Source organism: Flavobacterium sp. CAU 1735 (assembly GCF_039888695.1).
Classification (GTDB): Bacteria; Bacteroidota; Bacteroidia; order Flavobacteriales; family Flavobacteriaceae; genus Flavobacterium.
On sequence record NZ_JBDQQQ010000003.1, the window covers coordinates 301,030 to 326,903 of the forward strand.

Consider the following 25,874-nt stretch of genomic DNA (forward strand, 5'->3'; position numbering starts at 1 on the left):
GTAATAGAGTCAGCAAGTGGATTGATTTCTATTAAAGTTAAAGCCTTTTCAAGGAAGATAAAAGGGTCAGATTAAACTAAACCAATGTTATATGCTGTTATAATTTGTCTGAAAAATGCTCTTTAAAATACTCTAAAATTTCAAATCCAAGTGGTGTTGTCTTGTAATAATAGCCTTCAACAGTATTATACATCGTTATAATATTACTATCTTGTAAAATTGACATTGCAGCATCAGAATAATCAGAGTGAAATGATAAATTCGAGATGGATCTGGCCGATAAGGTTTTGTCATTTGAATCAAAATAATTTATAATATCTAAAAATGCACTTTTTTCTTCGTTGGAAAAATTTTCAAATTTTAAAAATAGATCACTTGCTAGTTTTTCGGTTTCTTTTATTCGTTTTTGATTAACCGTTTTTTTGAAGTTGTCTGCACCTTCACCTCTTTCGTTTTCTTTCTTAATTAGAGAAAGAAGATTTTTATTGTCAGAAAGTAGTTTTTGATTTTCAGTCGATAGAAGTTCAATGTTAGCTTGAAGTCGTTCCAAAGATTGTTGTCCTGTTAAGTTTTGCTGTAAATGAAATCGATGTAATGCATCATCAAGTTCTTCTTGACGGTTTAGATTTTTATTAATTTTTTTAAACCAGTTGAAAAGAAAATTTACAGCTACTTGGAGTATAGGAAATATCAGAGTATATGCAAATGAAATTATTATTGGAATAATAATATTACTAAAGTATTTATCATGGTGTTTTTCAATGATATATTCAATTTTGAATTCCATTGGTCTAGCTACAAATAGTAGGTAAAGTATGATTTGCCAATTATAAGCTAATAGTACAATTACATAAGTTGATAAGATCGGAAGTTTTATTTTTGAAAGTATAAAAGATTCGATTTTTTCTGTAGATTTTTCCGTTTCGTTCATAAATGGTAGGATATACCAACCAAATTTACAATAAATCCATTAATTAGTTTTAATAAATAAAAAAGCCTTTTAGTTTTTAGCTAAAAGGCTTTATAATAGGGTATGTTTTTGCTTATAGCTTATTCATATTTCCGGCTAAGGTTTCGATAAATTTACCGATTGGGCCTTTAACCATCATCGCCATCATCGGGTTAAATTCGCCTGTAAATAACAATTGAACTTCCGATGTGTTGGCGGTTAACGTATTAATGTTTGCGGTTAACGTAAAAGGTAATTTGTCGCTGGCAGCACCCAAAACAACTTTGTTTGGAGCCACTTTGTCTTTCATTTTTAATTTGATTTCCGGCATACCTTTTAATCCGAAGATAAAAGCGTTTTCATCCAATACTTCGAATTTAGCAATGTTCTCCGGCATTAATTTCTCAAAGTTTTTTACATCGGTAAGCGCATCAAATAAATATTGGGCGGATTTTTCTACGTTAACTTTTGGGCTTTCTAAATTCATATTCTGTATTGGTTTTTTGCTAAATTAGGTTTATTACACTTCGATTCCCCAAGTTGAAGGGTTCTGACGCCATTCTTTTAGGGTTTCGTGTTCTTCTTCGGTGATGTATTTTTTTTCAACAGCCGCTTCCAAAAGCGTGTCGTAATTTCCAAGCGTATAAAGGTCGACATTGGCCGCTTTAAAATTATCCTGAGCCAAATCAAAACCATAGGTAAAGATGGCAACCATTCCTTTTACATTTGCACCGGCTTCTTTTAAGGCTTCTACGGCCATTAAACTACTTTTTCCGGTACTAATAAGGTCTTCGATAACCACTACGTTTTGTCCTTTTTGTAAAAAGCCTTCCACCTGATTCTGGCGACCGTGTTTTTTAGGTTCCGGGCGTACATAAACAAAAGGAAGTCCAAGATATTCCGCTACCAGTATTCCAATACCAATAGCTCCGGTTGCCACACCGGCAATCACATCGGGTTTGCCAAATTCTTTTTCGATATGTTTGGCAAATTCATCACGGATATAATTCCGGATCGGTGGAAATGAAAGCGTTATACGGTTATCGCAGTAAATTGGCGATTTCCATCCAGAAGCCCATGTAAAAGGATTTTTTGGATTTAATTTAATTGCGTTTATTTGTAAAAGCAATTCGGCAGTTTTTTTAGCTGTGTCTGTATTAAAAATCATAGTACAAATGTATAAAGTTTTTGTGAACGACAAACCACTTTTCTTGACAAATCAAATTGTTAAAGAAACCGATTTTCAGCTTTTTCTTTTAGAAAGTGTGGATATCAAGCAAGTTATTGTAAAAATGTTTCAGAATAAGATTCCAAAAGCTTTTTTGTATTATCCTGATGAAAAGGAAATTATGAAAAAACTAAAAGCCAAAATTCCGGTGGTAAAAGCCGGTGGCGGATTGGTTTACAATAAAAAGGGCGAGGTGCTTTTTATCTTCCGAAACGGGAAATGGGACCTGCCAAAAGGAGGCATTGAAAAACGGGAGGAAATCGACGAAACAGCCATCCGTGAAGTAGAGGAGGAAACTGGCGTAACCGGTCTGAAGATTGTGCAGAAACTGCAAAAAACCTATCATGTTTTTAAACGAAACGGTCGTTATAAATTAAAAGTGACCCATTGGTTTGAAATGAAAACCGATTTTGATGGTATTCCGCAGGGTCAGATTGAAGAAGGTATCGAAAAAGTAGCCTGGTTAAAACCCGATGAAATTAAAGAAGCACTCACCAATTCTTATGAAAACATTAAATTATTGTTTGAAACCGAAAAGGTAATCGAATAAAAAAAGCCGGAATCTCCGGCTTTTTTTAATTTAGGATGCGATATACGGGATATTGCATATGTGATTTTTCGTAGTATTTCGAGTTGCGGTAGACCCAATCCAGTTGTGCATCGCCGCTATTTTCAAATTTGGGATCGCTCTTTCGCTTTTCGTCCAGCGCTTTTTTTAGTTCCGGATTGTCCAGTAGCAATTGCTTGGCCACATCTTCAAAAACATAAGGAGAATAGTATTCCTTTTGCTGTAAAATGGCATCAAAGAAATTCCAGTTAAAATACGAATCCACCGCTTCGGGTTCCAAAGTTTCCAATAGGAATTTGACATTCTTCTGTTGTGTCGGAATCAGAAAATCGCCTTTTTTAAAGGCTTGTTTTACAGTAGTTTTGATAACGTTGGTGTTCGAATGTCCGTAGTGACCTTCGAAAGCGGAATTTCCGGTTTTATAATCGGCTATACGATAGCTTTCAACCGTGATAATACTATCCTGTTGCAAGCGTTTCATCGTGATGTTGTTTAGCTTTAGCAAATCGGTTACATTCCACCATTGTTTCGGAATGACATAATATTCCGGAATGCTAATCTGTTTTTTGGGTTTATAAAGTTCATAATGCGGAATCATTTTTTTGAAAGGTTTACTTCGGTCATAATACAAACGCGGTTTGCCGGAAACGTCGCTCGGTTTGTAGTTACCTTCGTAGCCCAAAAATGGAATCTGAGTCACTTTAGCCGAATCGATTTCCCATTCTACCGTATATTTTGCATTTGGTTTATAGGCTTCCAGGGTTTCCCGGCGGATGTTTTTTATCGTCTGATAATGCACATCTGTATAACGAAGCGTACTCAGCATATATTCGTAAGTTACTTTTACGCGGTCGCTGTATTTTTTTAGCATATGGGTTTCGACCATAGCGCCAAATGAATTAAATAAAGACGCATAACCGGTTGAAAAACGAGCGGTTTCCATATTTTTAGCAAAACCGTTTTCCGGTGTTTTATTGTAAATATTCACATAAGGTACCGGTTCTATTTTTTTGGATTGCAGGTCTTTTAAAATGGCCGGGTACATTTCGCTGTTAAAATACGTTCCGGCTTTTCCGCCTAATTTCTGATAGTGCGTCGCAATATACGTAAGCGTATACTGGTAATCGGCACCGTTACTGACGTGGTTGTCGATAAAAACATCCGGATAGACCAATTGGAAGATTTCGGCGAAACTACGGGCATTTCGGGTATCCGATTTGATAAAATCCCGGTTCAGATCATAATTGCGGGCATTACCACGGAAACCAAAAGATTCCGGTCCGTTTTGGTTGACACGCGACGTGGAATTCCGGTTTAATGCCCCGCCGATATTGTAAATCGGAATCGTTACCACAACCGTATTTTTTGGAAGTGCAATCTTTCCGGTTGCCAGATCGCGGAACAGCATCATCGTAGCATCGATACCGTCGGGTTCTCCGGGATGAATTCCATTGTTGATCAAAAGAATCGCTTTGTCATTTTGTATACGGGCAAAATCAAATGTTTTGCCGGGATTAAAGGTTACGATATGTAACGGCTCGCCGCTGTCGGTTAATCCCATCGTTCGCATGGAAATGCTTTCAAAGTTTTGGTCCAGCATTTCATAGTAAGCTATGGTTTCCTCGTAGGTAGCGGTCTGATTTCCATTGCCTTTTTCGTAGGGCGTTGCATACTTTTGCTGTGCTAGTAACGGAAGGCATTGTAGCAAAAAAAGAAGTACAATTTTATATGGTTTTTTCATTCGAATAATGCGGTTTGTAATTTTTGTATTTGTTCGTGGTAAATGTAAGATTTATTGCGTTGTGAATTATCTGATTTTGGGATAAAAGAAGTTCGTATTGTTATCAAAATTATAGATCGAAATCGAAGTTTGCAAGAGCAACTTTTTTATTAATCGGACTATATTTTGTGGATATAATTTTTAAATACTCTTTTTTATAAGATATTTCGTTAAATTAATTGCTTTTTTTAGGGAATTATTTTTTTTATGATTAGATTCGCGTTTGTAACTCAAAAAACATTTAAATATGAAAAAAATTACTCTTTTAGTATTGTTTTGTTTAACATCCCTTGCGATAAATGCGCAAACTGTACTGACTCATTCGAGTTCTCAGGCAATTAATGGTAATACAGTAGCTTGTGGAAACAGTAGTACTGCAACATCAAGTGACAACCGTTATTACAGAGCTTTTAATCTGGCTTCAATGGGAGTAACTTCTGCTTTTAACTTAGCATCAATCCAGTTTGGTGTAGCTTCATTAACGGCTCCAAGCGGTTATGTAGTTACTGTGAAAGCATATAAAACGACTGCGACTTTCCCAACCGGATTCCCGACAGGTTATACATTGTTGGGACAGGCTAACTATACAGTTCAAACTGCAAATGTTGGAACTATCGTAACGGTTCCGGTAACGGTAACAGGACCGGTAGCGGCTAACGAAACATTAGTGGTTGAAGTAGGATATGCTGCCGGAGCAACCGGAGTAAATATTTCATTAGGATCGAATACAGCACCACAAACAGGACCAAGTTATATTGCTTCTACATCTTGTAGTATTGCTACACCTACAGACGTAGCGCTAATTAACTTCCCGGATGTACACATGGTGATCAACGCTGTTGGAACAACACTTGGTGTGAATGAATTCGCTTCAAAATTAGTATCTGTTTTCCCTAACCCGACTTCAGGTTCTGTTACTGTACAAATGCCTAACGAATTGCAAATTAACAAAGCGGCTTTAGTAGACGTTTCAGGAAAACAATTTGCCGTTTCTGTAAACAACGGAAATACAATTGATATGTCTGGATTCGCAACTGGAATCTATATGTTGAATTTAGAGACAGCAGAAGGTACTTTGGTTAAGAAAATTGTAAAACAATAGTCAATCGATACCGTATAAAAAATAAAAGTCGCCTTATGGCGACTTTTTTATTTTAGAACTACCGATTCGGGCACCAGGACACGATAATCACCGTTATTTCGGATTACATCGCGAACAATACTGGAACTGATATAAGATGTACTGGCAGCGGTTAATAAAAATACCGTTTCAATCTGAGATAGTTTACGATTGGTATGCGCAATGGCTTTTTCGAATTCGAAATCGGCCGGATTGCGAAGTCCGCGTAATATAAATTGTGCATTTAGTTTTTGACATAAATCAATCGTCAGACCGGTATAGGTAACCACACTTATCTTGGGTTCGTTTTGAAACGCATCAGTGATAAATTTTAAACGATCTTCTAACGAAAACATGTATTTTTTCTCGGCATTTACACCAATGGCAATAACGATCTCGTCAAATAGCGGTAAAGCACGGTTAATAATGTCGTAATGTCCGAGAGTAATCGGATCGAACGAACCGGGAAAGATGGCTTTTCTCATATTATTTCAGGGCTAGCGTGATGGCGTTGTCAAATAAATCCGGAAGCGAAATTCCGGCTTCACGGGCTTGTTGCGGTAAAATACTTTCGGTGGTTAATCCCGGAATCGTATTCATTTCGAGCATATGCGGTTCGCCGTTTACAATGATAAACTCACTACGTGAAAAGCCTTTCATTTTAAGGACTTCATAGGCGCGTTTGGCCACGGCATTTACTTTTTCGGTTAGCTCCGGAGAAATTCGTGCCGGAGTGATTTCCTGTGATTTTCCAAGATATTTGGCTTCATAATCAAAGAAATCGTTTTCGGAAACAATCTCGGTAATCGGTAATACTTTGATTTCTCCTTTATAATTGATCACACCAACCGAAACTTCGGTTCCGTCAAGGAAACTTTCAATGATGATCTCGTTATCTTCTTTATAGGCATTTTCGATTGCCGGTAACAATTCGGCTTCGGTTTTTACTTTGGAAATACCAAAACTGGAACCCGATTTATTTGGTTTTACAAAACACGGCAAGCCTACGGTTTTGATGATGGTAGCTGCGTCGATCGCATCACCCAGATTCAGATAATAGGAGGTAGCGGTTTTGATACCATACGGTTTTAAAACCGATAACAGGTCGCGCTTGTTAAAGGTTAATGCCGCCTGATAATAATCGCAGGAAGTTTGCGGAATTCCCAATAACTCAAAATAGGCCTGCATGAGTCCGTCTTCGCCCGGAGTACCGTGAATGGCATTAAAAACAACATCAAACAACAATGTGTTCCCTTGGTAGGCTACGGTAAAATCATGGCGATTCACCGGGTATTCGGTATTATTGTCATCAACCATTACCCATTTGTCTCTGAAAATATGGATACGGTAGGCGTTATATTTTGATTTGTCTAAAAAAGAATAGACCACATTTCCACTGGTAAGGGAGATTTGGTACTCGCTGGAATAGCCTCCCATGATAATGGCAACATTTTTCATTTTGTTCCGTTTGAATAATGAGTTAGTATACTACAAAAGTATTATTATTTGTTGAATCATTCTGGTTTGCGATATAAAATATAAGGGGTTATGAAAGTAAAACCTCCAGTATTTTATATATTTGCCAAAATTCGAATATCTATGAGCTGGAAAAAGTTTTTAACTAGTTTTACATTCTTTAAACATTTAGCATTAGCATTAATTATTATCATTGTTTTTGTGGTTTTGGTAATGCAATGGCTGGGTTATGCCACCAATCACGGGGAAGAAATTCCAGTGCCAAACCTGGGCAAAATGAGCGTTGAAAAAGCCGAAGAAAAATTAAACGATATCGATCTGGAAATCCATTTGTTGGATACGGTAGATTTTAGAGCGGATTTCCCGCCGTATTCTATCGTAGAACAGGATCCGCTACCGGGTGTAACGGTAAAAGACGGTCGTAAAGTGTATGTTAAAGTAAACTCAGGCGGATATTCGCAGGTAACGGTTCCGGATCTGATCCAGAAAACCTACCGCCAGTCATTGTCGACTTTACGTGCATTGGGATTGGATGAAGGTAACATCAAATACGTACCGTATATGGCTAAAGATGTGGTTTTGGAAATGAAACAAAACGGAAAACCGTTAAAAGCCGGTGATAAAGTATTAAAAGCATCTAAAATCGATTTGGTTTTAGGAGACGGTAAAACCGGATATGAAGAGGAAACAACAACGGACAGTATTCCGGTAAAAGAACAGACAACAGATAGCAATGCAGAATAATAATATTGAAGATGCCGATTTAGAAGGCGAATTGTTCGAACATTATCGGTTCGAAGCAGCCAAAGGTCAGGCGCCTTTGCGAGTGGATAAATTTTTGATGAACCTTGTTGAAAATGCGACAAGAAATAAAATTCAACAGGCGGCAACCAATGGGAATATCTTTGTAAACGATATTCCGGTAAAATCCAATTATAAAGTAAAAGCGTTTGATGTGGTGAGCGTTCTGATGGAACAACCGCCATTCGAAAATATAATCATTCCGGAGAATATCCCGTTGGATATTGTCTATGAAGATGATCAGTTGCTTGTGATCAACAAACCGGCCGGATTGGTAGTACATCCGGGACACGGAAATTATACCGGAACATTGGTCAATGCATTGGCCTATCATTTTGAAAATCTTCCGATGAATAGCAGTGAGCGTCCGGGATTGGTTCACCGTATCGATAAAGATACGACAGGTTTACTTGTAGTGGCCAAAACCGATCATGCAATGGCTTATCTGACCAAACAGTTTGCCGACAAGACTTCCGAAAGGGAATATGTGGCTTTGGTTTGGGGCAATATTGAAGAAGAAAGCGGAACAATCGAAGGTTATATCGGACGTCATATGAAAGATCGTATGCAGATGTCGGTTTACGATAGTGAAGATTTTGGAAAACACGCCGTTACGCATTATAAAGTATTGGAACGCTTTGGATATGTAACCTTGGTTTCCTGTATTTTGGAAACCGGTCGTACGCACCAGATTCGTGCGCATATGAAGCATATCGGACATACGTTATTTAACGACGAGCGCTATGGCGGTCACCTGATTTTAAAAGGAACGACGTTTACGAAATATAAACAATTTATCGATAATTGTTTTAAAACCCTGCCAAGACAGGCATTACACGCAAAAACACTTGGTTTTGAACATCCAACAACCAAAGAATTTATGCGCTTTGATACCGAATTGCCACAGGATATGAAAGAGTGTATCGAAAAATGGAGAACGTATTCCAAATCCCATACAATGGAGGAGGAAGAGTAATGCTTCAAGAATAAAGAGAAAAGAACAAAGATTTGTTCGGTTTGATATAAAAAACGCCCCGATTATCGGGGCGTTTTTGCGTTTAGTTTTTAATTATTTTTTTGTTGATAGTAGTGCCGGAAGTATCGGTTATCGTAACGATATAGTTGCCTTTTTGTAAAGCAGACAAATCAATTTGTTCGTTATCCCGGATTTGTTTTTGGATAATAACGCGCCCAGTCATATCGGTTATGACAATAGCATCGACAGAGCGGTTTCCAAACTGAATTTGGATAAAATCAGCAACAGGATTTGGAAAAATAACAACATCTTCATCAGAATTCAAGACCAACTGATTAGGATTCTTTGGTTTGGAATGTGGAGTATAATTCGGTAAAGGGATTAAAGCCCATCGCTGACTACTATTTGAAGTAGTTTTTGGATTGGCCAATACAAAATTATTAAAATCATTATTGTTCGTTAAATACGAACGGGTATAGGCATTGTTAATTCGGTAACCGGTGCCTTGTGGATCGGGAACGATTTTCCATTCCTGATTGGTCTGTACGGCTTGTGCAGCTGTTATTAAATATCGGCTCTGACATAAAAGTGATGGTCGCGCATCGAATGCGTTTTCCAAAAATTTAAGGTTTGCCATATTTTTTATCCTATAATGCCCAGTACCGGGAATTAATTCAATTTGCCAGATCTGCTCGTCGGAATTACTGTTTAATGTAGTTGACGTAACATATCCCTGTTGTTGTTGCGGATCGGCCTGCATATAACGAAGATTGATTAAACTTCGGATTCTATAATAGCCATTGGCCACCGAAGTACTATAATTACCACCTTCCTGAAACGTAATATTATAGGCATATTCATTGGTTTGGAACATCGGAGTACCGTTTACGTTATAATCGGATAATTGTGTAATCAGTTGGTTGTTAACTTTGAAATTTTCAAAATGAACGCCGTTTACATAACGGTCACAACTCAATCCTTTTATAGAGGAAGGAAGCTCTCCGGTACCGTTATAAGAAAGGTTTTCAAAACGGATGTATTCCACTTTTTTACCATCAGTATTGGCTGCACCGTTTCCACCCGGTTCCACATGTATGGTTAACAAACGACCATTCGAAAAATCTTCTACCCGAATATCTTTAAAGAGAAAGTTACTACAGTTGTTACCATCGGCACAGTTTATTGATATGGCACCTACATAGTCCAGGTGAACGGTACCATCCGGATCAACCCAATTTTCATCATGTTCCAGTATATCGATGTTTTCAAAACGAATATTATAAATATCCCGATTATTTACAAGTGAATCGTTACCATGCCATCCTATGGTAATCGGATGCGCTTTGTCGGCATGTAAAATAGTATTGGTAACTGTAATGTTCAATGCATGGTTGTTTTGATACGGTGGATTACCGTCCCATGGAACCCGGCGGGAAGCGTATATCGAAATACTATCATCCGAAGTTCTGTTATAACAATCGTTGATCGTTACATTACTGGTGCCTTTCATATGAAATCCATCACCCCAGCGAGCACGAGAAATTACTTTAACATTATTAATATTGATATAGTTGCTATCGGTAAGTTCAACACATATTTGTTGGGAATCAATTATCGTTACGCCGTCAATGGATACATTGGCACATCTTCGGATTGTTATTCCCTGTGTATAGGCATAGTTTTCTAATAACGGATATTCATATTGTTTTTCATAATTCGAGAGGTCAATAATCCCATGGCCGTATATTTTTACATTGTTTACATCTTCGGCAATGATTCCGCCTTTTAGCGTTCCGCCGCCTTCAATATAAATTTCATCACCGGTATTGGCAATTATTTTGGCATTATCAGAAGTATAATACGATAATACATCATATGGTACAATTACAATAGCACCTTCTAAAATTTTGATTTTTTTTCCGGCTACTGCATTTAATGCTTTGTCGTAAATATGAACTCCCGGGCCATAGGTAACGGTTGCAGTTGTCGGTACCGTATAATTAGCCATCGGGTTAGCAAAAATCATTAAATTATGATAACGTAAACCATCGATTTCAACCGAAAATTTCCCCGGATTGTTTATCGTAAATGTAATTATATTATTGGTGATGGTTGGGGTAATATTTTTTGAAAGTGGACGAATTTTTACAAGGTTGTTTAAATTAGTACTAGAGGAATGACGATTACTGATGATTTTGATCGTCACGGAACCTGAAAAATCGAAGGCAACAAAAGAAGAGGGGGAGCTAACCGATAAATCACCTGTACTGCTGTTTACAAAGGTGTTGTATTCGAATAAATCAACCCAATCGTTGGTATCGGCTTTTTTGACCTGAACAGTGTAATCGGTATTCTGACCGATGGTGTAGTTTAACGGTTTGTGATCCGGCCCCATTGGTGGAGCAACTGTTGGATCAATGGTAATGTTCCCACTGGTTGGTTGTTGGTATGTTTTTAATTGGTTTTGAGCCTGTATTGGAATGGCGCAAAGAAAGAGTAATGCCAAGCACATCCGACTCAGCATTGTAAATGGTAAAGAGTTCATAATTAATTGTTTTAGATTAAAAATGTTTTGCTATTATAGACAATTAAAAATAGTGTTTATTTTGTGAATTCTTACAAAAATAGAAGCAACAAATGGTTTAACTATTGAAACTTTTTAGTTGTGTGATAGGATTATAAAAAAAATGCCCCGATGATCATCGGGGCATTTTTTTTATTTATTTTTAGTGTCAATCCATTTTCTGGCGTTGACAAAAGCTTCGTGCCAAGGGGATACCTGATCCTGGTGACCGGCCGGATAATGCGCCCAGTTCCAAGGGAAAGTTGAACGCTCAATATGCGGCATCATGACCAAATGACGACCGGTTGTGTCGCACATCATAGCCGTGTTGTAATCCGAACCATTTGGATTGGCCGGGTAGCCTTCATAGGCATATTTGGAGACAATCTGATATTGACCTTCCGCATAGGGTAATTTAAACTTACCTTCACCATGCGATACCCAAACTCCTAATGTACTTCCGGCTAAAGACGATAGCATTACGGAATTGTTCGGTTGTACGGTTACGGAAGTAAAGATACTCTCGTGTTTCGCACTTGTATTGTGGTGCATTTTTCCGTGTATTTCATGTTCCGGATTAATTAATTCCAGTTCCATAAACAACTGACATCCGTTGCAGATTCCTACGGATAAAGTGTCTTCGCGTTTAAAGAAGTTTTTCAGTGCGGTATTGGCTTTTTCGTTATATAAGAAAGCACCGGCCCAACCTTTGGCTGATCCCAAAACATCCGAATTGGAAAAACCTCCTACAGCTCCGATAAACTGGATATCTTCCAGTGTTTCACGACCTGTGATCAAATCCGTCATATGAACGTCTTTTACGTCAAATCCGGCTAAATACATAGCGTTGGCCATTTCACGCTCGGAGTTACTTCCTTTTTCACGGATGATAGCGGCTTTCGGACGTGGTTTCGAAGCGTCGATAACCGGTTTTTTACCATCAAAATGTGGTGGGAACGTATAGTTTAAGGGCTGGTTTTTATAGTTGCTGTAACGCTCCTGTGCCATTCCGTTTTTGGATTGTTTCTGATCCAAAAGGAAAGATGTTTTATACCAGGTATCGCGTAATTCGTCCACATGAAATTCGAAATTGTCTTCATGGTTCTGGATGGTAACGGTGTTTATGTTGGTAACCGTTCCAATTTTAAAACATTCAATACCATTGTTTTTAAATGTATCTTCAGCAAATGCATCCGCCTGGAATACCAATCCAATATTTTCGTTGAATAAGGCTTTTACAGTGTCTGATTCCCCTAAAACGGATAAATCAAACGAAGCACCAAGGTTAACATCGGCAAAACACATTTCTAAAAGGGTTGTAATTAAACCACCACTTCCAATATCGTGTCCGGCTGTAATATGTCCGCCTTTGATTAATTCCTGGATCGTGTTGAATGCTTTTTTAAAGTAAGCCGCATCCGTAATAGTTGGTGCAGAATCACCGATAGTATTTAAAATCTGTGCGAAGGAAGAACCACCTAATTTGAAGCTATCCTGCGACAGGTTAATATAGTAAATCGCGCCGCCATTGCGTTGTAACACTGGTTCTACGACTTTAGTGATATCGGTACAGTTACCCGCTGCCGAAATGATCACCGTTCCCGGTGCGATTACTTCGTCATTTGGATATTTTTGTTTCATCGACAAGGAATCTTTTCCGGTCGGAATGTTGATGCCTAATTCGATGGCGAAATCGGAACAACTTTTTACAGCTTCGTATAAACGGGCATCTTCACCTTCGTTTTTACACGCCCACATCCAGTTGGCCGATAAGGATACACCGGCTAAATTGTCTTTTAACGGTGCCCAAACAATATTGGACAATGCTTCCCCAATGGCAGTACGGCTACCGGCTACCGGATCGATCAAAGCCGAAACCGGCGAATGTCCAATAGTGGTGGCAATACCTTCTTTACCCTGGAAATCCAAAGCCATTACACCTACATTGTTTAGCGGTAATTGTAGTGGTCCGGCACATTGTTGTTTGGCAACACGTCCACCCACACAACGGTCTACTTTGTTGGTTAGCCAGTCTTTACAAGCTACGGCTTCCAATTGTAACACCTGATTCAGGTAGTTTGGAATTGCAGCAGTAGTATAGGTTAAGTTTTTATAGTTACGAACAACGGTTTTATCGCTCATGATCATTTTCGGAGAACTACCAAACATGTCTTCCAATGCAAAATCCATTGGTTTGGCACCTGTTGTAGCCGATTCGAATGTAAAACGATGATCACCGGTTACATCTCCTACAGCATACATAGGCGAACGCTCACGGTCGGCGATACGCTGTAAGGTATCCAAATCTTTTTCACCGATTACCAATCCCATACGTTCCTGAGATTCGTTTCCGATAATTTCTTTTGCCGATAGGGTAGGATCGCCAACAGGTAGTTTATCCAGGTCGATTTTACCACCGGTTTCTTCAACCAATTCCGACAAACAGTTTAAATGTCCTCCGGCACCGTGATCGTGAATCGATACGATAGGGTTGTGGTCACTTTCAACCAAACCACGTACCGCATTGGCTGCCCGTTTTTGCATTTCGGGATTCGAACGCTGGATCGCATTTAATTCGATTCCGGAACCAAAAGCTCCGGTATCGGCCGATGATACGGCTGCACCACCCATACCGATACGGTAGTTTTCACCTCCAAGGATTACGACTTTATCCCCTACGGATGGTTTTAATTTTTTCGCTTGACTTTCTTTTCCGTATCCGATACCACCGGCTAACATGATCACTTTATCAAAACCTAATTTACGGGCTTCTTCTTCGTGTTCAAAAGTTAATACCGAACCGGTAATCAAAGGCTGACCGAATTTGTTTCCGAAATCGGATGCCCCGTTAGACGCTTTGATCAGAATATCCATTGGGGTTTGGTACAACCATTTGCGTTCGTCCATTGCCTGTTCCCATGGACGGTTATCTTCCAATCGGGAATAAGAGGTCATATATACGGCTGTTCCGGCCAATGGAAGGGAACCTTGCCCTCCGGCAAGTCGGTCGCGGATTTCTCCTCCCGAACCGGTTGCCGCTCCGTTAAACGGCTCTACGGTGGTTGGGAAGTTATGGGTTTCGGCTTTTATCGAAATTACAGAATCAAATTCCTTAACGTCGTAAAAGTCCGGTTTGTCTGCTGTTTTCGGAGCAAACTGTTGTACTCTTGGGCCTTTGATAAAGGCTACGTTATCTTTATACGCGGAAACGATATCGTTTGGATGGGTTTCCGATGTTTTTTTGATCAACTTGAAAAGGGAAGTCGGTTTTTCTTCTTCATCAATCACAAAGGTTCCGTTAAAGATTTTGTGACGACAGTGTTCCGAGTTTACCTGTGAAAAACCAAATACCTCCGAATCGGTCAATTTACGACCTAATTTAGTCGATAATTTGTTTAGATAATCCACTTCTTCTTCGCTTAAAGCCAAACCTTCTTGTTGGTTATAGGCTGCGATATCGTCGATCTCTAGTATTGGTTCCGGTTGGATGTTAATGGTATAAATATCCTGGTTCAGGCTGGTGTATTTCTGGAAAAGCATCGGGTCGAAATCGTTAAAATCGTCTGTTGCTTTTTCAAACTCTTCGATACGGATAATACCGGAAATTCCCATATTCTGAGTGATTTCAACAGCATTGGTACTCCATGGCGTGATCATGGCGGCACGTGGGCCAACAAAAAAAGCATCCAGAGATGCCTTTGTATCGTTAACAACCGTGCAAGGGTTTTCAGAAGTGCTTGCAAACAGCCAGTTTAATTTCGTAATGTCCTGAGCCGAAAGCTCGTTTTGCGATTGTACTGCAAAAACCGTGTTGGTCTGGTTTCCGAAGAAATGAATCATTGTGTGTGTTGTTAGTGTGTTGTTTTTAAAAATGCAAAATTAATCTAATTCGGTCAATTAGACAATTTCAGCGGCTATATTTTTTAGCGGTTAATTCTCGAATATCACGTGGTTATAAGCACCCAGATCCGAACCTCCGTTTGGACGTACATTTCCAAGGATATCTTCTAAAAACGGATTGGTCATGGTCGTTCCAAAAGCTTTTGCATCAGAATTATTACCAATGATCAATTGGTTTTTGTTCGGGTTTTTAAAATCCGGTTTAAACGAATTGGAATTTACGGCAATACGACAGTTGCTATAATCGGTGGTATTGGCAATCGGGTATAGGTTGTTGTTTGAAAATTGCTGTGCAACATCAAAGAATTTGATCAGACAGTTGTTGAATCGGAAGTTAAAAGCTTGCGAATTGTTTCGGGTCATCGAAAGCGGAATATTGCTCGATCCAAACAGTATACAGTTGTCAAATTGTGCCATTTCCAATGGAATTAGCTGTTGGTCGGCACCGTTGTCGATCGCTACGGCAACCTGATTGGGGCGTGACCAGTAATTCACAAAAGTCGATTGTCGGAATAGGTATTTTCCACCAAAAGTACAAGCCAGCGCTGCTTGTCCCGCTCTATTGATCACAATATTATCACCTTTGATATGGGCATTTCGGGCTAATAAGCCGACATTGGCACTGTTGTAAATCTGTACGTTGGTCAATTTTAGGGTTTCGTCGGTACCATCGTTTCCTTCGGTTAAAATACCAACCACAGCATTTTTAATCGTCAGGTTTTTTAGATCGTGTGCCGTACTACCGTTGCGTAACCAAATAGTTCCCCATTGTCCCGGAACTTCCGAAAAATCCTGTTCCAATCGGTCGCCTTCAAAAATCACTTCATTTTCCAGTGCTTCGGTTACCGATTTGGTTCCAGCCACTTTTAAAGAAGCGCCCTGTTGTACGATCAAACCGGATTCGGCATGGAAATGAATCCGGGCGCCGGCTTGTACGTTGAGCGTTTCACCGGTTGGTACCGCGGCATAACCGTATATTACATAGGGTTTGTCTTTTTTCCAGAGGAATTCGTCGCCGTTGGTAGGGTGACTGTGATTTAGATTCCGGCCACGGGTGGTTAGCGTATTTCCGTTTTCATCAACGCCTACTTCAACCTGTTCGTATACGCCGTTGTTACGTCCCGGATAGATAAAATAGGCATCTTTTACCAATGTTACAAGGTCGACTTTCTGGTAGTTGGTTCCGTAGTCAAATTCTATTTTATCGGTGTATAAATACTGGGCATCCGGAGCGGAAAAATCGTTGTAGTTAATCGTTGTTTCCACAAAAATATACATGCTGTCTTTGGCCAGTAACTCTACGTTGGTAAAGACTTTACCCGAAATTCCGTCGACCATTAATCGGTATTTGGACGCATCGCCCTGTCCCAATCGGACACTTGGAATTTTAATGTCTTTATTACTGCGATTGTACACTTTTAACGTATAGGTACTGGAACCGATATTCGTAAAAACGGTATCCAGATAGATCGTGTCTTTCGAAAATTCCAGATTTCCGGTACTCGGTTCGAAAGAAAAATCATTTCGACAAGAACTCAGAGCAATAAGTAATAGGGTGACAAGGACGTAGTAATAATGACGCATGTTTCTGATTTTTGGTAAAAATACTAATTTTTGGATGTTAAATTATACTTAAATTACAATTTATATATAACGTTCGAAGGCTGAGTTTATTCTTACTTCAGTTTTGATTTTGTATTTTTACCATTCAAAATTCATAATATGTCATTTGATAAAGAAAAAGTACTGCAGCTTTGCAATCATTTGTCGAAAAATACATTGATGCAAACCTTAGAAATTGAATATATAGATGCCGGAGAAGATTTTTTAGTTGCCAAAATGCCCGTTAATCCAAGAGTACACCAACCTATGGGACTGTTACACGGTGGCGCGTCGGTAGCTTTGGCGGAGAGCGTGGGAAGTGCGGCTTCCATCATGTTTGTCGATCCGGAAAAACAGGAGGTACGCGGTATCGAGATTTCGGCCAATCACCTCAAAAGCAAAAGGGAAGGAATTGTCTACGGAACAGCCCGAATCATCCATAAAGGGCGTAGTCTGCATCTGTGGGAAATTAAAATCACGGATGAAGAAGGAAACCTGATTTCCCTTTGTAAACTCACCAATATGGTTTTACCAAAAAGAGCGTCATGACCGATTTATTCCTGAAAGTAAAAGTACACCAGGGACAAAACCTGCCGTTTGTCATTTATTCAAAACCTGGTTCCGACGAAATCATTGGCCTTTTTCAGGTGAATGATCATGTATATCTGACCGAAAGTTTTTCCGAAACGGGCTTTATTATGGCACCATTCGACGGTGAAAACTATGTACTGATCCCGGAAGAGTATTCCGAGATTATAACGGAAAAATATGAATTACCGGCTATTTCGGAAGAAGGAACTGTTTCTCAGGAGTATGATGAAACGGCAAAAGAGCATTTTGAACAATTAGTAGAAAAAGGCGTAGCCGCGATACATTCAGGGGATTTTAAAAAGGTAGTGCTTTCGCGGAAGGAAAAAGTAGGCGGAACGACCAAAGATGTAGAACATTTGTTTCCACGCTTATTAGCAAACTATCCGACAGCATTTAAATATTGTTTTTACCATCCGAAAGTCGGAATGTGGATGGGTGCCACGCCGGAACAATTGCTAAAAGTAAAAGATTATCAGTTACAAACCGTAGCATTGGCCGGAACTCAGCTGTATGAAGGAACCGAAAAAGTACATTGGGAACCGAAAGAAATCGAGGAACAGCAGTATGTAACGGAGTTTATTCTGGATAATCTTAAAGATTGGGCATCGGAAGAAACCCTCTCGAGTCCGTATACGGCCAGAGCGGGTAATTTGTTGCACATTAAAACGGATATTTCGGCGCGTTTAAATGACAAAGAAAGTTTGAAACAGGTGCTTGAAATTCTACATCCTACACCGGCTGTCTGCGGATTACCGAAAGAAGCCGCCCGTAATTTTATTCTGGAAAACGAAGATTACGACCGGGAATTTTATTCGGGATTTCTAGGCGAACTCAACAAGAATTTTTCGACAGGTAGGAGTGAGCATTCCGATTTATATGTGAACCTGCGGTGTATGAAAATTAAAAAAGAAAACATTCATCTGTATATCGGTTGTGGCATTACCAAAGATAGTGTACCGGAAAAAGAGTTTTTCGAGACACTCAACAAATCGATGACGATGAAAAAGATATTAGCATAATTTAGTTATAAAAAATAAAATGAAATTAGATATACTGGCCTTTGGGGCGCATCCTGACGATGTAGAACTGGGATGTGGTGCTACCCTGGCAAAAGAAATTAGTTTAGGTAAAAAAGCGGGAATTATCGATTTAACGCGTGGTGAACTGGGAACCCGCGGATCGGCTGAAATCCGGGATGAAGAAGCGCGTAAAGCGGGCGAAATCCTGGGTATTGCGATACGGGAAAACCTGCAGTTCCGTGATGGTTTTTTTGTAAATGATGAAGCACATCAATTAGAGGTGATCAAAATGATTCGAAAATACCGTCCGGAGATTGTGTTGTGTAATGCGATCGACGACCGACATATTGATCATGGAAAAGGAAGCAAACTGGTTTCAGATGCCTGTTTCCTTTCGGGGTTACGACGTATTGAAACGGAAGTGGATGGAGTAGCTCAGGAAGCCTGGCGACCAAAAGTGGTGTACCATTATATTCAGTGGAAAAACATTACTCCGGATTTTGTTGTAGACGTAACGGGTTTTATCGATAAAAAAGTGGAGGCAATTTTAGCCTATGGTTCGCAGTTTTATGAGCCCAATTCGAACGAACCGACGACGCCAATTGCCACAAAAAACTTTTTGGATAGCCTGCATTATCGCTCGCAGGACCTGGGACGACTCATCGGAACGGATTATGCCGAAGGTTTTACTGCGGAAAGATATTTGGCTGTCAGTAGTTTAGAAAATTTGATGTAATTTTTTTTAAAAAATGCTTGCGTGATACGGAAATTGCCGTATATTTGCACCCGTAATCAAATGGTGATTGTAGCTCAGTTGGTTAGAGCGTCGGATTGTGGTTCCGAAGGTCGTGGGTTCGAGACCCATCATTCACCCTTAGTACTTTAAGCGGCTTTATTTCTAAAGCCGCTTTTTTATTGATACAACATTTTTATCAGAACTAATTGTTTTTTTACTCAGGCTGATCTTTTATAATCCGATTCAATCAATTTATATCTCTCTGATAGGTTCGGCACCACTCCAAATTATTTTAATTTGATCTGTAATATCCGATACTCGAAAACTGATATTGTTCTTGTTTGCAATCTCTTTTCCGTCAAAATAAAAAGTTTTTTTGAAAGGTAAAGTTTCATGCGTGATAGTAATGATCAGCGTATCGTCCCTTAAAACCTTTGCGATGTCAACTCTGTAATTGAAGGAAGTCTTTTTTCTTGTTGACGGTCTTATTGTTCTGTTGCGTATTATTTCTGCCATATAAATGAATTTAGTATTTCAATATCCTTGTATTTTGTACGGTCTTTGCTTCGATCTGATAGATTTGTATTAAACAGACTATCAGTTAAATTTAGGATTATATTTTTGAATAGATACGTTTAATGAGATATTAAAATTTACTGCTTCGACGTTCCTATCCAATAATAAATTAGTAAATAAATCAAAAGCAAAATTCCATTTATAATGATATAAAGCTCGTCTTTAAAAATCGCAAATGAAAAAATAAGATTGCTGGCAAGTGCTACTAAAAAGAAAATCCAGGAAAGGGTTCTTGCCATAGTTGCTGTCCTCGGAAGTGTAAAACGTATTCCGATGGTTAAAATTAATGTAGTAGCCAGAAAAATGAAACTACCAACAGTTACTAAATTTTTATTTGCGTTTGCATTAAAGACATAGAAGCCGTAAGTGATTAAACCGCTTACAACTACTGCAATGCTAGTTTTTATAAAATCTAATTTCATTTGTTTGTTTTTTTAAATTGTTGGTGGGGGTGGTGGAACTGAACTGAATAACATTGCAATTTCGGGTACATTACCCGACAATTCCCAGCCAGCCATTCCTTCTTTCCAAATATGATGATTTTGGGTAAACTGTCCGCTTTGAATAAATTGTTTTAGTTGTTCAAGGTTGAAAGAACCAGATTGCTGACCGTTTAATGCTACATGATACATTACGACAGGAGGTAGCGGAGGCATACTACTCATATTGCTCATCATTTGCCCCATTTGGTTGCCTATTTGACCACCCATGGCGCTACCAATTCCCATTCCAACCATTAAACCTGAGGCATTCAAGCCGCCTTCTCCGCCGTCTAAATCGACATTGCTCATTGTTCCAAGATTTTGCGCTACTGTTTTTAAAACATCGGTCTGCTGATTGAGTTGATGAACCGCAAAATTTTTGCCTTCAACTCCTAATTCCATGTCTTTTCTCTGGATTCGAGTCGTTTCCGAAAGATTCTCAATTTCTATATCGGTTTTAGCTTCGGCTAATTTGGTTTGCTGATCGGCTGTTATTTTTTTCAGTTGTAAATAATGGGAGTGTGTTTTATCTAATTCAATTGTTCCTATATCCAAGCGCTTCAGATTTACGCCAAAATGTTCTTCTAATTCGGATTTTAATTTAGATTGAATATGATCACTTATTTCATCGATTTTTCGTTCAATCTGCATTACCGGTAAGTTGTTATCCTGTGAGGCATTAATGATGACGGACTTTGCTTTTCGTTGAAAAAAATCTTTGACTTGATTTTTAAAGTCTTCTAAATCAAAATTGATTAAACGGTTTAGTTTGATGAAGTTTTTATAATCGGTCACATTAAACGTCAACGTTCCTCGGACAGCACAAGGAACACCTAAATCTGTAAATCTGGGGTCGTAAAGATCAAAATAAGGAATTCCAAATTTGATTTGAACATTACCAGAAAGATTGATATAATAGATTTCTGCCTGAAACGGAGAGCTCCCGTTAAAAGCGGCTCCTACAATGTTTGTAAGAATTGGGAAGTTGGCAGATTGTATTGTTTGATCGTGTGGACCGTGTATAAAATCCTGCATGGTTCCGTCGTTTTGCTTGTAAAAAAATACAGCGAGTTCTCCGTTTTTTACCCGCAAACTACTACCGTAACGTATTGCGTTTTCTTTATTTGTGGAATTAACCGCGCCAGACGGTCGCCATTTCCAAACTAAATATTCCTGTTCATCACAACGGATTACGTCCATTAATCCGCCTTCTTTTTTATTGCCAAATAATGCCATTTGTTTATTTTTTATAATGAAATTTATTTTAAATAGTTAGGTGTTAGTACTACTTTTATGTTGCTGCAATGGCATTCCAAATAATAAAAACTAAAATAAGAGCAGCGCCTGCGCCCAATACATGAAAAACTTTTTTGGTGTTCTCTTTTGTTATGTTTCGGGCATTTTCAACAATAGTTAGTACTTCGGTATACGTTTTTGGATCGTTTTTCATGGACATGGATGCTTTCGAATTGATCTGTTCAATTTTTTTAAGCCATATTTTATTCCAGGTATTTTTGTATTTGGTGTCTTCGGAGAAGATTGTCAGATAGGACACCGGATTAATTTTACTGGATGAAATTGTCAGAAATTCCAAAATATTTTCTTTAGAAACAGGTACGGGATAATTGAGTACAAATTCTTCTTTTCGAGCATCTGTAGTTGACCATTTTGCGGATTTTGATGTCGCCAGGATAAGCTGAATACCTTTTATAAAAATCAAAATATACCAGAAGAATAACCATAATAATACGGTTCCCAAGCCAATGTTATTCCCTGTGTTTTGAGTGTAAAATCCTGTACTTCTTGTGGCTTCTATTTCATCAAGTTTGTCAAAAAAACGAATGATGCTTCCTGATACTTCAATGTTTCTGAATTCAGCACCACAATCAGAACACTTTGTTACAAAGCTCTCTGCAATGGCACCACAGGCGGGACATTTTTTTATATCACCGAACTTATCCGATTCTGGAGCGGCAACAGGTTCCTGTGTTTTGTGTTTTATTTTTTCAAAAAGACGCGCTTCCAGAACGATTTCAAACTCGTCAAGGTCAATTCCTTCAGTTTCGGCTTTTTTAAAGAGGATTTGTCTTTCTTTTTCGGTTAGTTCTCCATCAGCTAATGCCAATTCTATGAGTTTTTCTATTTTGTCGTTATATAGTATCATATATTTTTATATTTGGGTAGTAACTTTTTATATTCAACGATTTCATCTAAACGATTGATGATTAATGCATATCTGCTACAGCTTGCGTTAATTTAGCTTGGGTTTTTAGAAATTTAGCCATTTGAGCAGGAGTCATTTCATTTTCTGATTTTTCCATTTTCTGCGATAAATCGATTGCTTTTTCCATATATTCCGAATATTTGGTCATTGCAGATACATCTCCATTTTTAGCTTCTTTCATTAGAATTATATATTGATCAACATATTTATCATAGTTTTTTAAATAAGCGTCAGTAGTGTTTTCTTCTGTGGATGTGGTCGCAACTTCCGTGGTGTTTTCGTCTGTTTCTGAAACGGGAACTTCGTATTTAGTTGTTACTTCATTGAGAGAAGTTTCTTCTTCAGCTTTCTGGTTTCTACAAGATGTTAGTGCTATTGCAATGGCTGCAATGAGTGTTAAATGTGAATTTTTGATATTCATTTTTTGATAATTTAAGGTTTAATAAAAGCATGTTTTGAGTAATGACTCAATATTTTAGGGCCTATTAAAAAAATTAAGGCGGGATTTTAATATGCATTGATTTCTTCATGGTTTCTTAGGTGAGGCAATTTAGATGCGTTTTATTTGATTCCTTTACGAGTTTCCGTAATGGGAAAAAATAATGCGAATGCGTTGCCTTTGTCTGTCTAGAGGTTCGACAGTGTAGTACAACACAAAATAAAACGGAACGCCTACGTTTTATCGTAGACGTTCCGTTTATCTCGCCCTAAAATAAGTTGCTTATTTCTCAGTAATTTTTTTTAAGAAGCACATACTCTTTTCTATTTCAAATCTTTCCAGGTAATTAAAGCTGAATTTGTTTACCTTATCATTTATTTGTATCAATTTATATGGAGATGGTACAGAAGTAAAACTTTAAAAATGACTTTTAAAGCGGTTTTTTTTATTACTGTAGTATAAATTTCGATCCAGTATATAAAAAACAAAACCCTGTAGTTACTACAGGGTTTTATTATTTGATCAATTAACGAACCGTTCGCTCCGTAATGTTTTCGTTGTATTTTTCATAGAAAATATCCAATCGTTCCGGGTTGATTTCGCCATTAGCATTGAGTACTTTCTCTTTAAGTAGCCAGGTGATTAGTTTTTGCATGTTTTTTCTGGAGTTTAAACCCATTCCGGAAATGGCCTGCGATTTATTGGTAGTTTCCACTTTTTTCTTAAACGGTATAAAGTTTAAAACCAGATAATCGTCGTCCAGATATTCTCTTGTTTCGTTATTGTTGAATTTGTAGAGTAAAAGCTCATTATCGTCTAAACTAAAGAGCGTATGGATAAAGGAATTGGTTTTTTCGTATTTCAGAACTTGTTTGCCGTCAAAAAGTACTTTTTCGTCTTTAATTTCTACTTCCTGCGCATTCATAAATAGGCCTCCTAAAAGAAAAAGACCTGAAAATAATAATTTGCGATTCATTGGTTTTAGTTTGTAAATGTTATTTGAGTTTGTTAAAAAGTTGCCAAATATATAAAAGAAACTTATATGATAAAGTGTTGTTGTAAGTAAAGTTTTAATTTTTAGTGTGACTTAGTTTATACGTTATATCTGATGTAAAAAAGCGAGAGGAGATTAAAAACAACTTTACTCTGAAATAAGTTGATTTTAAGCCGATTTATTTCGGGATCATTTCTTTTAACAAGCGCGGACTCTTTTCTATTTTAATTCCTTTATCATTTATAAAGCAACGATTTATTTTATAAAAAAGTAGATTTTTTGGAGTATCTTAGGACAATATGTAATAGTTATAACCCCAAAATCTATTTTATATGAAATTTAAGTACATACTAACACTTTTTTTGATGGGTGGTTGTTTTGCTATGGCACAAACCAAACAAGTGTTGATCGAAAATGTCAGACTTTTGGATCTTAAAGCTGCTAAATTAACCACACCGATGCATGTTTTGGTATCCGGTTCGACGATACAAAAAATAAGTGCTACAGCTATTACGGCCGACAAAGAGGTGATAAGGATTAATGGTGGCGGTAAGACCTTGATGCCCGGTTTAATCGATGTCCATGTACACATGACATTTGGGACGTTTACGATGGCACAATTGATGGGAGAAGATTTAACGGAAGAATTTCTGGTTCGCAAAATAGGGGAATCGGCACAACAAATGCTGCTTCGCGGATTTACAAGTGTCCGTGATGCGGGCGGTCCTATTTTTCCGTTAAAAACAGCCATCGATGCCGGTAAATTGGTCGGTCCGCGTATCTGGCCTTCGGGTGCTGTGGTGAGTCAGACTGCCGGGCATGGTGATTTTAGAGCGCCGAATGAACGCTCCCGTCGCTTTTTCGGAAAACCGTCCCGAGCCGAACAAGTGGGGGCTACTTTTATTGCCGATGGTCGGGATGATGTATTAACGGCCGTACGGGAAAACCTGCGTTTTGGCGCCAGTCAGATTAAACTCATGGCGGGTGGTGGAACGTCGTCAGCCTATGATCCGATTGATGTGACGCAATATACACTCGACGAAATGAAAGCCGCCGTAGAAGCTGCTGCCGACTGGGGGACATACGTTATGGTACATGCCTATACGCCTAAAGCAGTGCAACGTGCTGTCGAAGCGGGGGTGAAATGTATCGAGCACGGTCAGATGCTGGATGAAGCAACCTTAAAATTACTGGCAGAGAAAAACGTTTGGTTAAGTCTGCAGAATTTAATGGATAACAACGACAGTATGGATGAGCAGCGCAAACAAAAGCGTAAACCAGTATTGGAAGGACAAAATAAAGTATGGCCTTTGGCGAAAATGTTAGGTGTAAAACTGGCCTGGGGAACCGATTTTCTGTTTCAACCGGAATTAAATGATGAACAGAATAGTTATATTTTACGTCTTCAAAAATGGTTTAGCAATGCTGAAATTTTAAAGATGATCACTCAGGATAACGGAGAATTATTACAATTATCCGGTTTACGCAATCCATATCCCGGAAAACTAGGAATCGTGGAAGAGCAGGCTTTGGCCGATTTGCTATTGGTAGATGGTGATCCATTAAAAGATCTGTCGATAATCGCAAATCCGGAGAAAAACTTTTTATTGATCATGAAAAATGGACAACTATACAAGAATACAATCAAAGCTAAAAAGTAGTTCCTTTTATAGGTCGTATTGTTGGGGGTTTTAATAGATGTTATCGGTAAAAATGGTTTGTGATTTCTTTGAATTTATCAAGGTTATTATTGTGATTAAGTTAGTTTTTTGGGTTTTATAAAATTGAATTGATGTAAAATTATGACTTAATTTGATTTTTTGTTAATTTAGATTCTGATTAATATCTAA

Annotated in this window: 23 protein-coding genes and 1 tRNA gene; 9 read left to right on the plus strand and 15 right to left on the minus strand. The window is 38.4% G+C overall.

What is annotated here, in order from left to right:
* Nucleotides 1-97: 97 nt before the first annotated feature.
* From AAFN64_RS10340 to pyrE, 3 genes are all read right to left on the minus strand, one after another.
* Nucleotides 98-931, minus strand: coding sequence for a hypothetical protein (locus AAFN64_RS10340; protein ID WP_347760368.1), 834 nt, complete (start codon nucleotides 929-931; stop codon nucleotides 98-100).
* 112 nt (nucleotides 932-1,043) lie between these two features.
* Complete coding sequence (locus tag AAFN64_RS10345; protein ID WP_136401883.1) at nucleotides 1,044-1,436, minus strand: SRPBCC family protein; 393 nt, start codon at nucleotides 1,434-1,436, stop codon at nucleotides 1,044-1,046.
* A 33-nt stretch (nucleotides 1,437-1,469) separates the two neighbouring features.
* On the minus strand, nucleotides 1,470-2,117 hold the full coding sequence (gene pyrE / locus AAFN64_RS10350) for an orotate phosphoribosyltransferase (RefSeq protein WP_136401882.1): 648 nt from the start codon (nucleotides 2,115-2,117) through the stop codon (nucleotides 1,470-1,472).
* Nucleotides 2,118-2,124: 7 nt separating this feature from the next.
* Here pyrE and AAFN64_RS10355 point away from each other — a divergent pair, with 7 nt between their 5' ends.
* Entirely contained in the window at nucleotides 2,125-2,727 is a 603-nt protein-coding gene (locus AAFN64_RS10355) for an NUDIX domain-containing protein (protein WP_300491101.1), read from the plus strand.
* 25 nt (nucleotides 2,728-2,752) lie between these two features.
* On the opposite strand, the gene AAFN64_RS10360 is transcribed toward AAFN64_RS10355, so the two are convergent.
* Nucleotides 2,753-4,486, minus strand: a complete 1,734-nt coding sequence (locus tag AAFN64_RS10360; protein WP_347760369.1) for a M14 family metallopeptidase — start codon at nucleotides 4,484-4,486, stop codon at nucleotides 2,753-2,755.
* 286 nt (nucleotides 4,487-4,772) lie between these two features.
* On the opposite strand from AAFN64_RS10360, the gene AAFN64_RS10365 reads away from it, so the two are divergent.
* Nucleotides 4,773-5,627, plus strand: a complete 855-nt coding sequence (locus AAFN64_RS10365; protein ID WP_347760370.1) for a T9SS type A sorting domain-containing protein — start codon at nucleotides 4,773-4,775, stop codon at nucleotides 5,625-5,627.
* Between the two features lie 47 nt (nucleotides 5,628-5,674).
* Here the strand turns inward: AAFN64_RS10365 and coaD are convergent, their stop codons facing one another.
* Both coaD and AAFN64_RS10375 read right to left on the minus strand, forming a co-directional pair.
* On the minus strand, nucleotides 5,675-6,130 hold the full coding sequence (coaD, locus tag AAFN64_RS10370; protein WP_136401878.1) for a pantetheine-phosphate adenylyltransferase: 456 nt from the start codon (nucleotides 6,128-6,130) through the stop codon (nucleotides 5,675-5,677).
* A gap of 1 nt (nucleotide 6,131) precedes the next feature.
* Complete coding sequence (locus AAFN64_RS10375) at nucleotides 6,132-7,103, minus strand: D-alanine--D-alanine ligase (protein ID WP_347760371.1); 972 nt, start codon at nucleotides 7,101-7,103, stop codon at nucleotides 6,132-6,134.
* A 141-nt stretch (nucleotides 7,104-7,244) separates the two neighbouring features.
* Here AAFN64_RS10375 and AAFN64_RS10380 point away from each other — a divergent pair, with 141 nt between their 5' ends.
* Together AAFN64_RS10380 and AAFN64_RS10385 are read left to right on the plus strand one after the other, a co-directional pair.
* Nucleotides 7,245-7,865 carry a PASTA domain-containing protein gene (locus AAFN64_RS10380; protein ID WP_347760372.1) on the plus strand — a complete coding sequence of 207 codons (621 nt, stop codon included), beginning with the start codon at nucleotides 7,245-7,247 and terminating at the stop codon, nucleotides 7,863-7,865.
* A complete protein-coding gene (locus tag AAFN64_RS10385) occupies nucleotides 7,855-8,898 on the plus strand; it encodes an RluA family pseudouridine synthase (RefSeq protein ID WP_347760373.1) in 1,044 nt (347 codons plus the stop codon). Before AAFN64_RS10380 ends, AAFN64_RS10385 begins: the two co-directional genes overlap by 11 nt.
* Nucleotides 8,899-8,980: 82 nt before the next feature.
* Here AAFN64_RS10385 and AAFN64_RS10390 read toward each other — a convergent pair whose 3' ends face one another.
* The 3 genes from AAFN64_RS10390 to AAFN64_RS10400 form a co-directional block, all read right to left on the minus strand.
* Nucleotides 8,981-11,443, minus strand: a complete 2,463-nt coding sequence (locus AAFN64_RS10390; protein WP_347760374.1) for a T9SS type A sorting domain-containing protein — start codon at nucleotides 11,441-11,443, stop codon at nucleotides 8,981-8,983.
* Nucleotides 11,444-11,614: 171 nt separating this feature from the next.
* Entirely contained in the window at nucleotides 11,615-15,301 is a 3,687-nt protein-coding gene (purL, locus tag AAFN64_RS10395; RefSeq protein ID WP_347760375.1) for a phosphoribosylformylglycinamidine synthase, read from the minus strand.
* Between the two features lie 90 nt (nucleotides 15,302-15,391).
* Nucleotides 15,392-16,945, minus strand: coding sequence for a hypothetical protein (locus tag AAFN64_RS10400; RefSeq protein WP_347760376.1), 1,554 nt, complete (start codon nucleotides 16,943-16,945; stop codon nucleotides 15,392-15,394).
* 138 nt (nucleotides 16,946-17,083) lie between these two features.
* Here AAFN64_RS10400 and AAFN64_RS10405 point away from each other — a divergent pair, with 138 nt between their 5' ends.
* The 4 genes from AAFN64_RS10405 (at nucleotide 17,084) to AAFN64_RS10420 (ending at nucleotide 19,447) form a co-directional block, all read left to right on the plus strand.
* The gene (locus AAFN64_RS10405; RefSeq protein ID WP_300491973.1) at nucleotides 17,084-17,512 is read left to right on the plus strand and encodes a PaaI family thioesterase; all 429 of its coding nucleotides are present in this window, start codon (nucleotides 17,084-17,086) and stop codon (nucleotides 17,510-17,512) included.
* Nucleotides 17,509-18,573 carry a chorismate-binding protein gene (locus tag AAFN64_RS10410; RefSeq protein ID WP_347760377.1) on the plus strand — a complete coding sequence of 355 codons (1,065 nt, stop codon included), beginning with the start codon at nucleotides 17,509-17,511 and terminating at the stop codon, nucleotides 18,571-18,573. Before AAFN64_RS10405 ends, AAFN64_RS10410 begins: the two co-directional genes overlap by 4 nt.
* A 19-nt stretch (nucleotides 18,574-18,592) precedes the next feature.
* On the plus strand, nucleotides 18,593-19,309 hold the full coding sequence (gene bshB1, locus AAFN64_RS10415) for a bacillithiol biosynthesis deacetylase BshB1 (RefSeq protein WP_300491977.1): 717 nt from the start codon (nucleotides 18,593-18,595) through the stop codon (nucleotides 19,307-19,309).
* Nucleotides 19,310-19,371: 62 nt separating this feature from the next.
* A tRNA-His gene (locus AAFN64_RS10420) sits at nucleotides 19,372-19,447 on the plus strand.
* Between the two features lie 114 nt (nucleotides 19,448-19,561).
* On the opposite strand, the gene AAFN64_RS10425 is transcribed toward AAFN64_RS10420, so the two are convergent.
* The 6 genes from AAFN64_RS10425 to AAFN64_RS10450 form a co-directional block, all read right to left on the minus strand.
* Nucleotides 19,562-19,825: a hypothetical protein gene (locus AAFN64_RS10425; protein WP_347760378.1), complete on the minus strand. Its 264-nt coding sequence runs from the start codon at nucleotides 19,823-19,825 to the stop codon at nucleotides 19,562-19,564.
* A gap of 137 nt (nucleotides 19,826-19,962) precedes the next feature.
* The gene (locus tag AAFN64_RS10430) at nucleotides 19,963-20,307 is read right to left on the minus strand and encodes a hypothetical protein (RefSeq protein ID WP_347760379.1); all 345 of its coding nucleotides are present in this window, start codon (nucleotides 20,305-20,307) and stop codon (nucleotides 19,963-19,965) included.
* Nucleotides 20,308-20,319: 12 nt separating this feature from the next.
* On the minus strand, nucleotides 20,320-21,603 hold the full coding sequence (locus tag AAFN64_RS10435; protein ID WP_347760380.1) for an SPFH domain-containing protein: 1,284 nt from the start codon (nucleotides 21,601-21,603) through the stop codon (nucleotides 20,320-20,322).
* A gap of 55 nt (nucleotides 21,604-21,658) precedes the next feature.
* Nucleotides 21,659-22,531: a hypothetical protein gene (locus AAFN64_RS10440; protein ID WP_347760381.1), complete on the minus strand. Its 873-nt coding sequence runs from the start codon at nucleotides 22,529-22,531 to the stop codon at nucleotides 21,659-21,661.
* A gap of 61 nt (nucleotides 22,532-22,592) precedes the next feature.
* Entirely contained in the window at nucleotides 22,593-23,012 is a 420-nt protein-coding gene (locus AAFN64_RS10445; RefSeq protein ID WP_347760382.1) for a DUF6591 domain-containing protein, read from the minus strand.
* A 544-nt stretch (nucleotides 23,013-23,556) separates the two neighbouring features.
* Entirely contained in the window at nucleotides 23,557-24,006 is a 450-nt protein-coding gene (locus AAFN64_RS10450; RefSeq protein ID WP_300487005.1) for a hypothetical protein, read from the minus strand.
* 350 nt (nucleotides 24,007-24,356) lie between these two features.
* On the opposite strand from AAFN64_RS10450, the gene AAFN64_RS10455 reads away from it, so the two are divergent.
* Nucleotides 24,357-25,685 carry an amidohydrolase family protein gene (locus AAFN64_RS10455; RefSeq protein WP_347760383.1) on the plus strand — a complete coding sequence of 443 codons (1,329 nt, stop codon included), beginning with the start codon at nucleotides 24,357-24,359 and terminating at the stop codon, nucleotides 25,683-25,685.
* Nucleotides 25,686-25,874 lie beyond the last annotated feature (189 nt).

Bases quoted from the DNA above. Each gene is read 5' to 3' on its own strand.
- AAFN64_RS10340 (WP_347760368.1), bottom strand. From the start codon at position 931: ATGAACGAAACGGAAAAATCTACAGAAAAAATCGAATCTTTTATACTT.
- AAFN64_RS10345 (WP_136401883.1), bottom strand. From the start codon at position 1,436: ATGAATTTAGAAAGCCCAAAAGTTAACGTAGAAAAATCCGCCCAATAT.
- pyrE (WP_136401882.1), bottom strand. From the start codon at position 2,117: ATGATTTTTAATACAGACACAGCTAAAAAAACTGCCGAATTGCTTTTA.
- AAFN64_RS10355 (WP_300491101.1), top strand. From the start codon at position 2,125: ATGTATAAAGTTTTTGTGAACGACAAACCACTTTTCTTGACAAATCAA.
- AAFN64_RS10360 (WP_347760369.1), bottom strand. From the start codon at position 4,486: ATGAAAAAACCATATAAAATTGTACTTCTTTTTTTGCTACAATGCCTT.
- AAFN64_RS10365 (WP_347760370.1), top strand. From the start codon at position 4,773: ATGAAAAAAATTACTCTTTTAGTATTGTTTTGTTTAACATCCCTTGCG.
- coaD (WP_136401878.1), bottom strand. From the start codon at position 6,130: ATGAGAAAAGCCATCTTTCCCGGTTCGTTCGATCCGATTACTCTCGGA.
- AAFN64_RS10375 (WP_347760371.1), bottom strand. From the start codon at position 7,103: ATGAAAAATGTTGCCATTATCATGGGAGGCTATTCCAGCGAGTACCAA.
- AAFN64_RS10380 (WP_347760372.1), top strand. From the start codon at position 7,245: ATGAGCTGGAAAAAGTTTTTAACTAGTTTTACATTCTTTAAACATTTA.
- AAFN64_RS10385 (WP_347760373.1), top strand. From the start codon at position 7,855: ATGCAGAATAATAATATTGAAGATGCCGATTTAGAAGGCGAATTGTTC.
- AAFN64_RS10390 (WP_347760374.1), bottom strand. From the start codon at position 11,443: ATGAACTCTTTACCATTTACAATGCTGAGTCGGATGTGCTTGGCATTA.
- purL (WP_347760375.1), bottom strand. From the start codon at position 15,301: ATGATTCATTTCTTCGGAAACCAGACCAACACGGTTTTTGCAGTACAA.
- AAFN64_RS10400 (WP_347760376.1), bottom strand. From the start codon at position 16,945: ATGCGTCATTATTACTACGTCCTTGTCACCCTATTACTTATTGCTCTG.
- AAFN64_RS10405 (WP_300491973.1), top strand. From the start codon at position 17,084: ATGTCATTTGATAAAGAAAAAGTACTGCAGCTTTGCAATCATTTGTCG.
- AAFN64_RS10410 (WP_347760377.1), top strand. From the start codon at position 17,509: ATGACCGATTTATTCCTGAAAGTAAAAGTACACCAGGGACAAAACCTG.
- bshB1 (WP_300491977.1), top strand. From the start codon at position 18,593: ATGAAATTAGATATACTGGCCTTTGGGGCGCATCCTGACGATGTAGAA.
- AAFN64_RS10425 (WP_347760378.1), bottom strand. From the start codon at position 19,825: ATGGCAGAAATAATACGCAACAGAACAATAAGACCGTCAACAAGAAAA.
- AAFN64_RS10430 (WP_347760379.1), bottom strand. From the start codon at position 20,307: ATGAAATTAGATTTTATAAAAACTAGCATTGCAGTAGTTGTAAGCGGT.
- AAFN64_RS10435 (WP_347760380.1), bottom strand. From the start codon at position 21,603: ATGGCATTATTTGGCAATAAAAAAGAAGGCGGATTAATGGACGTAATC.
- AAFN64_RS10440 (WP_347760381.1), bottom strand. From the start codon at position 22,531: ATGATACTATATAACGACAAAATAGAAAAACTCATAGAATTGGCATTA.
- AAFN64_RS10445 (WP_347760382.1), bottom strand. From the start codon at position 23,012: ATGAATATCAAAAATTCACATTTAACACTCATTGCAGCCATTGCAATA.
- AAFN64_RS10450 (WP_300487005.1), bottom strand. From the start codon at position 24,006: ATGAATCGCAAATTATTATTTTCAGGTCTTTTTCTTTTAGGAGGCCTA.
- AAFN64_RS10455 (WP_347760383.1), top strand. From the start codon at position 24,357: ATGAAATTTAAGTACATACTAACACTTTTTTTGATGGGTGGTTGTTTT.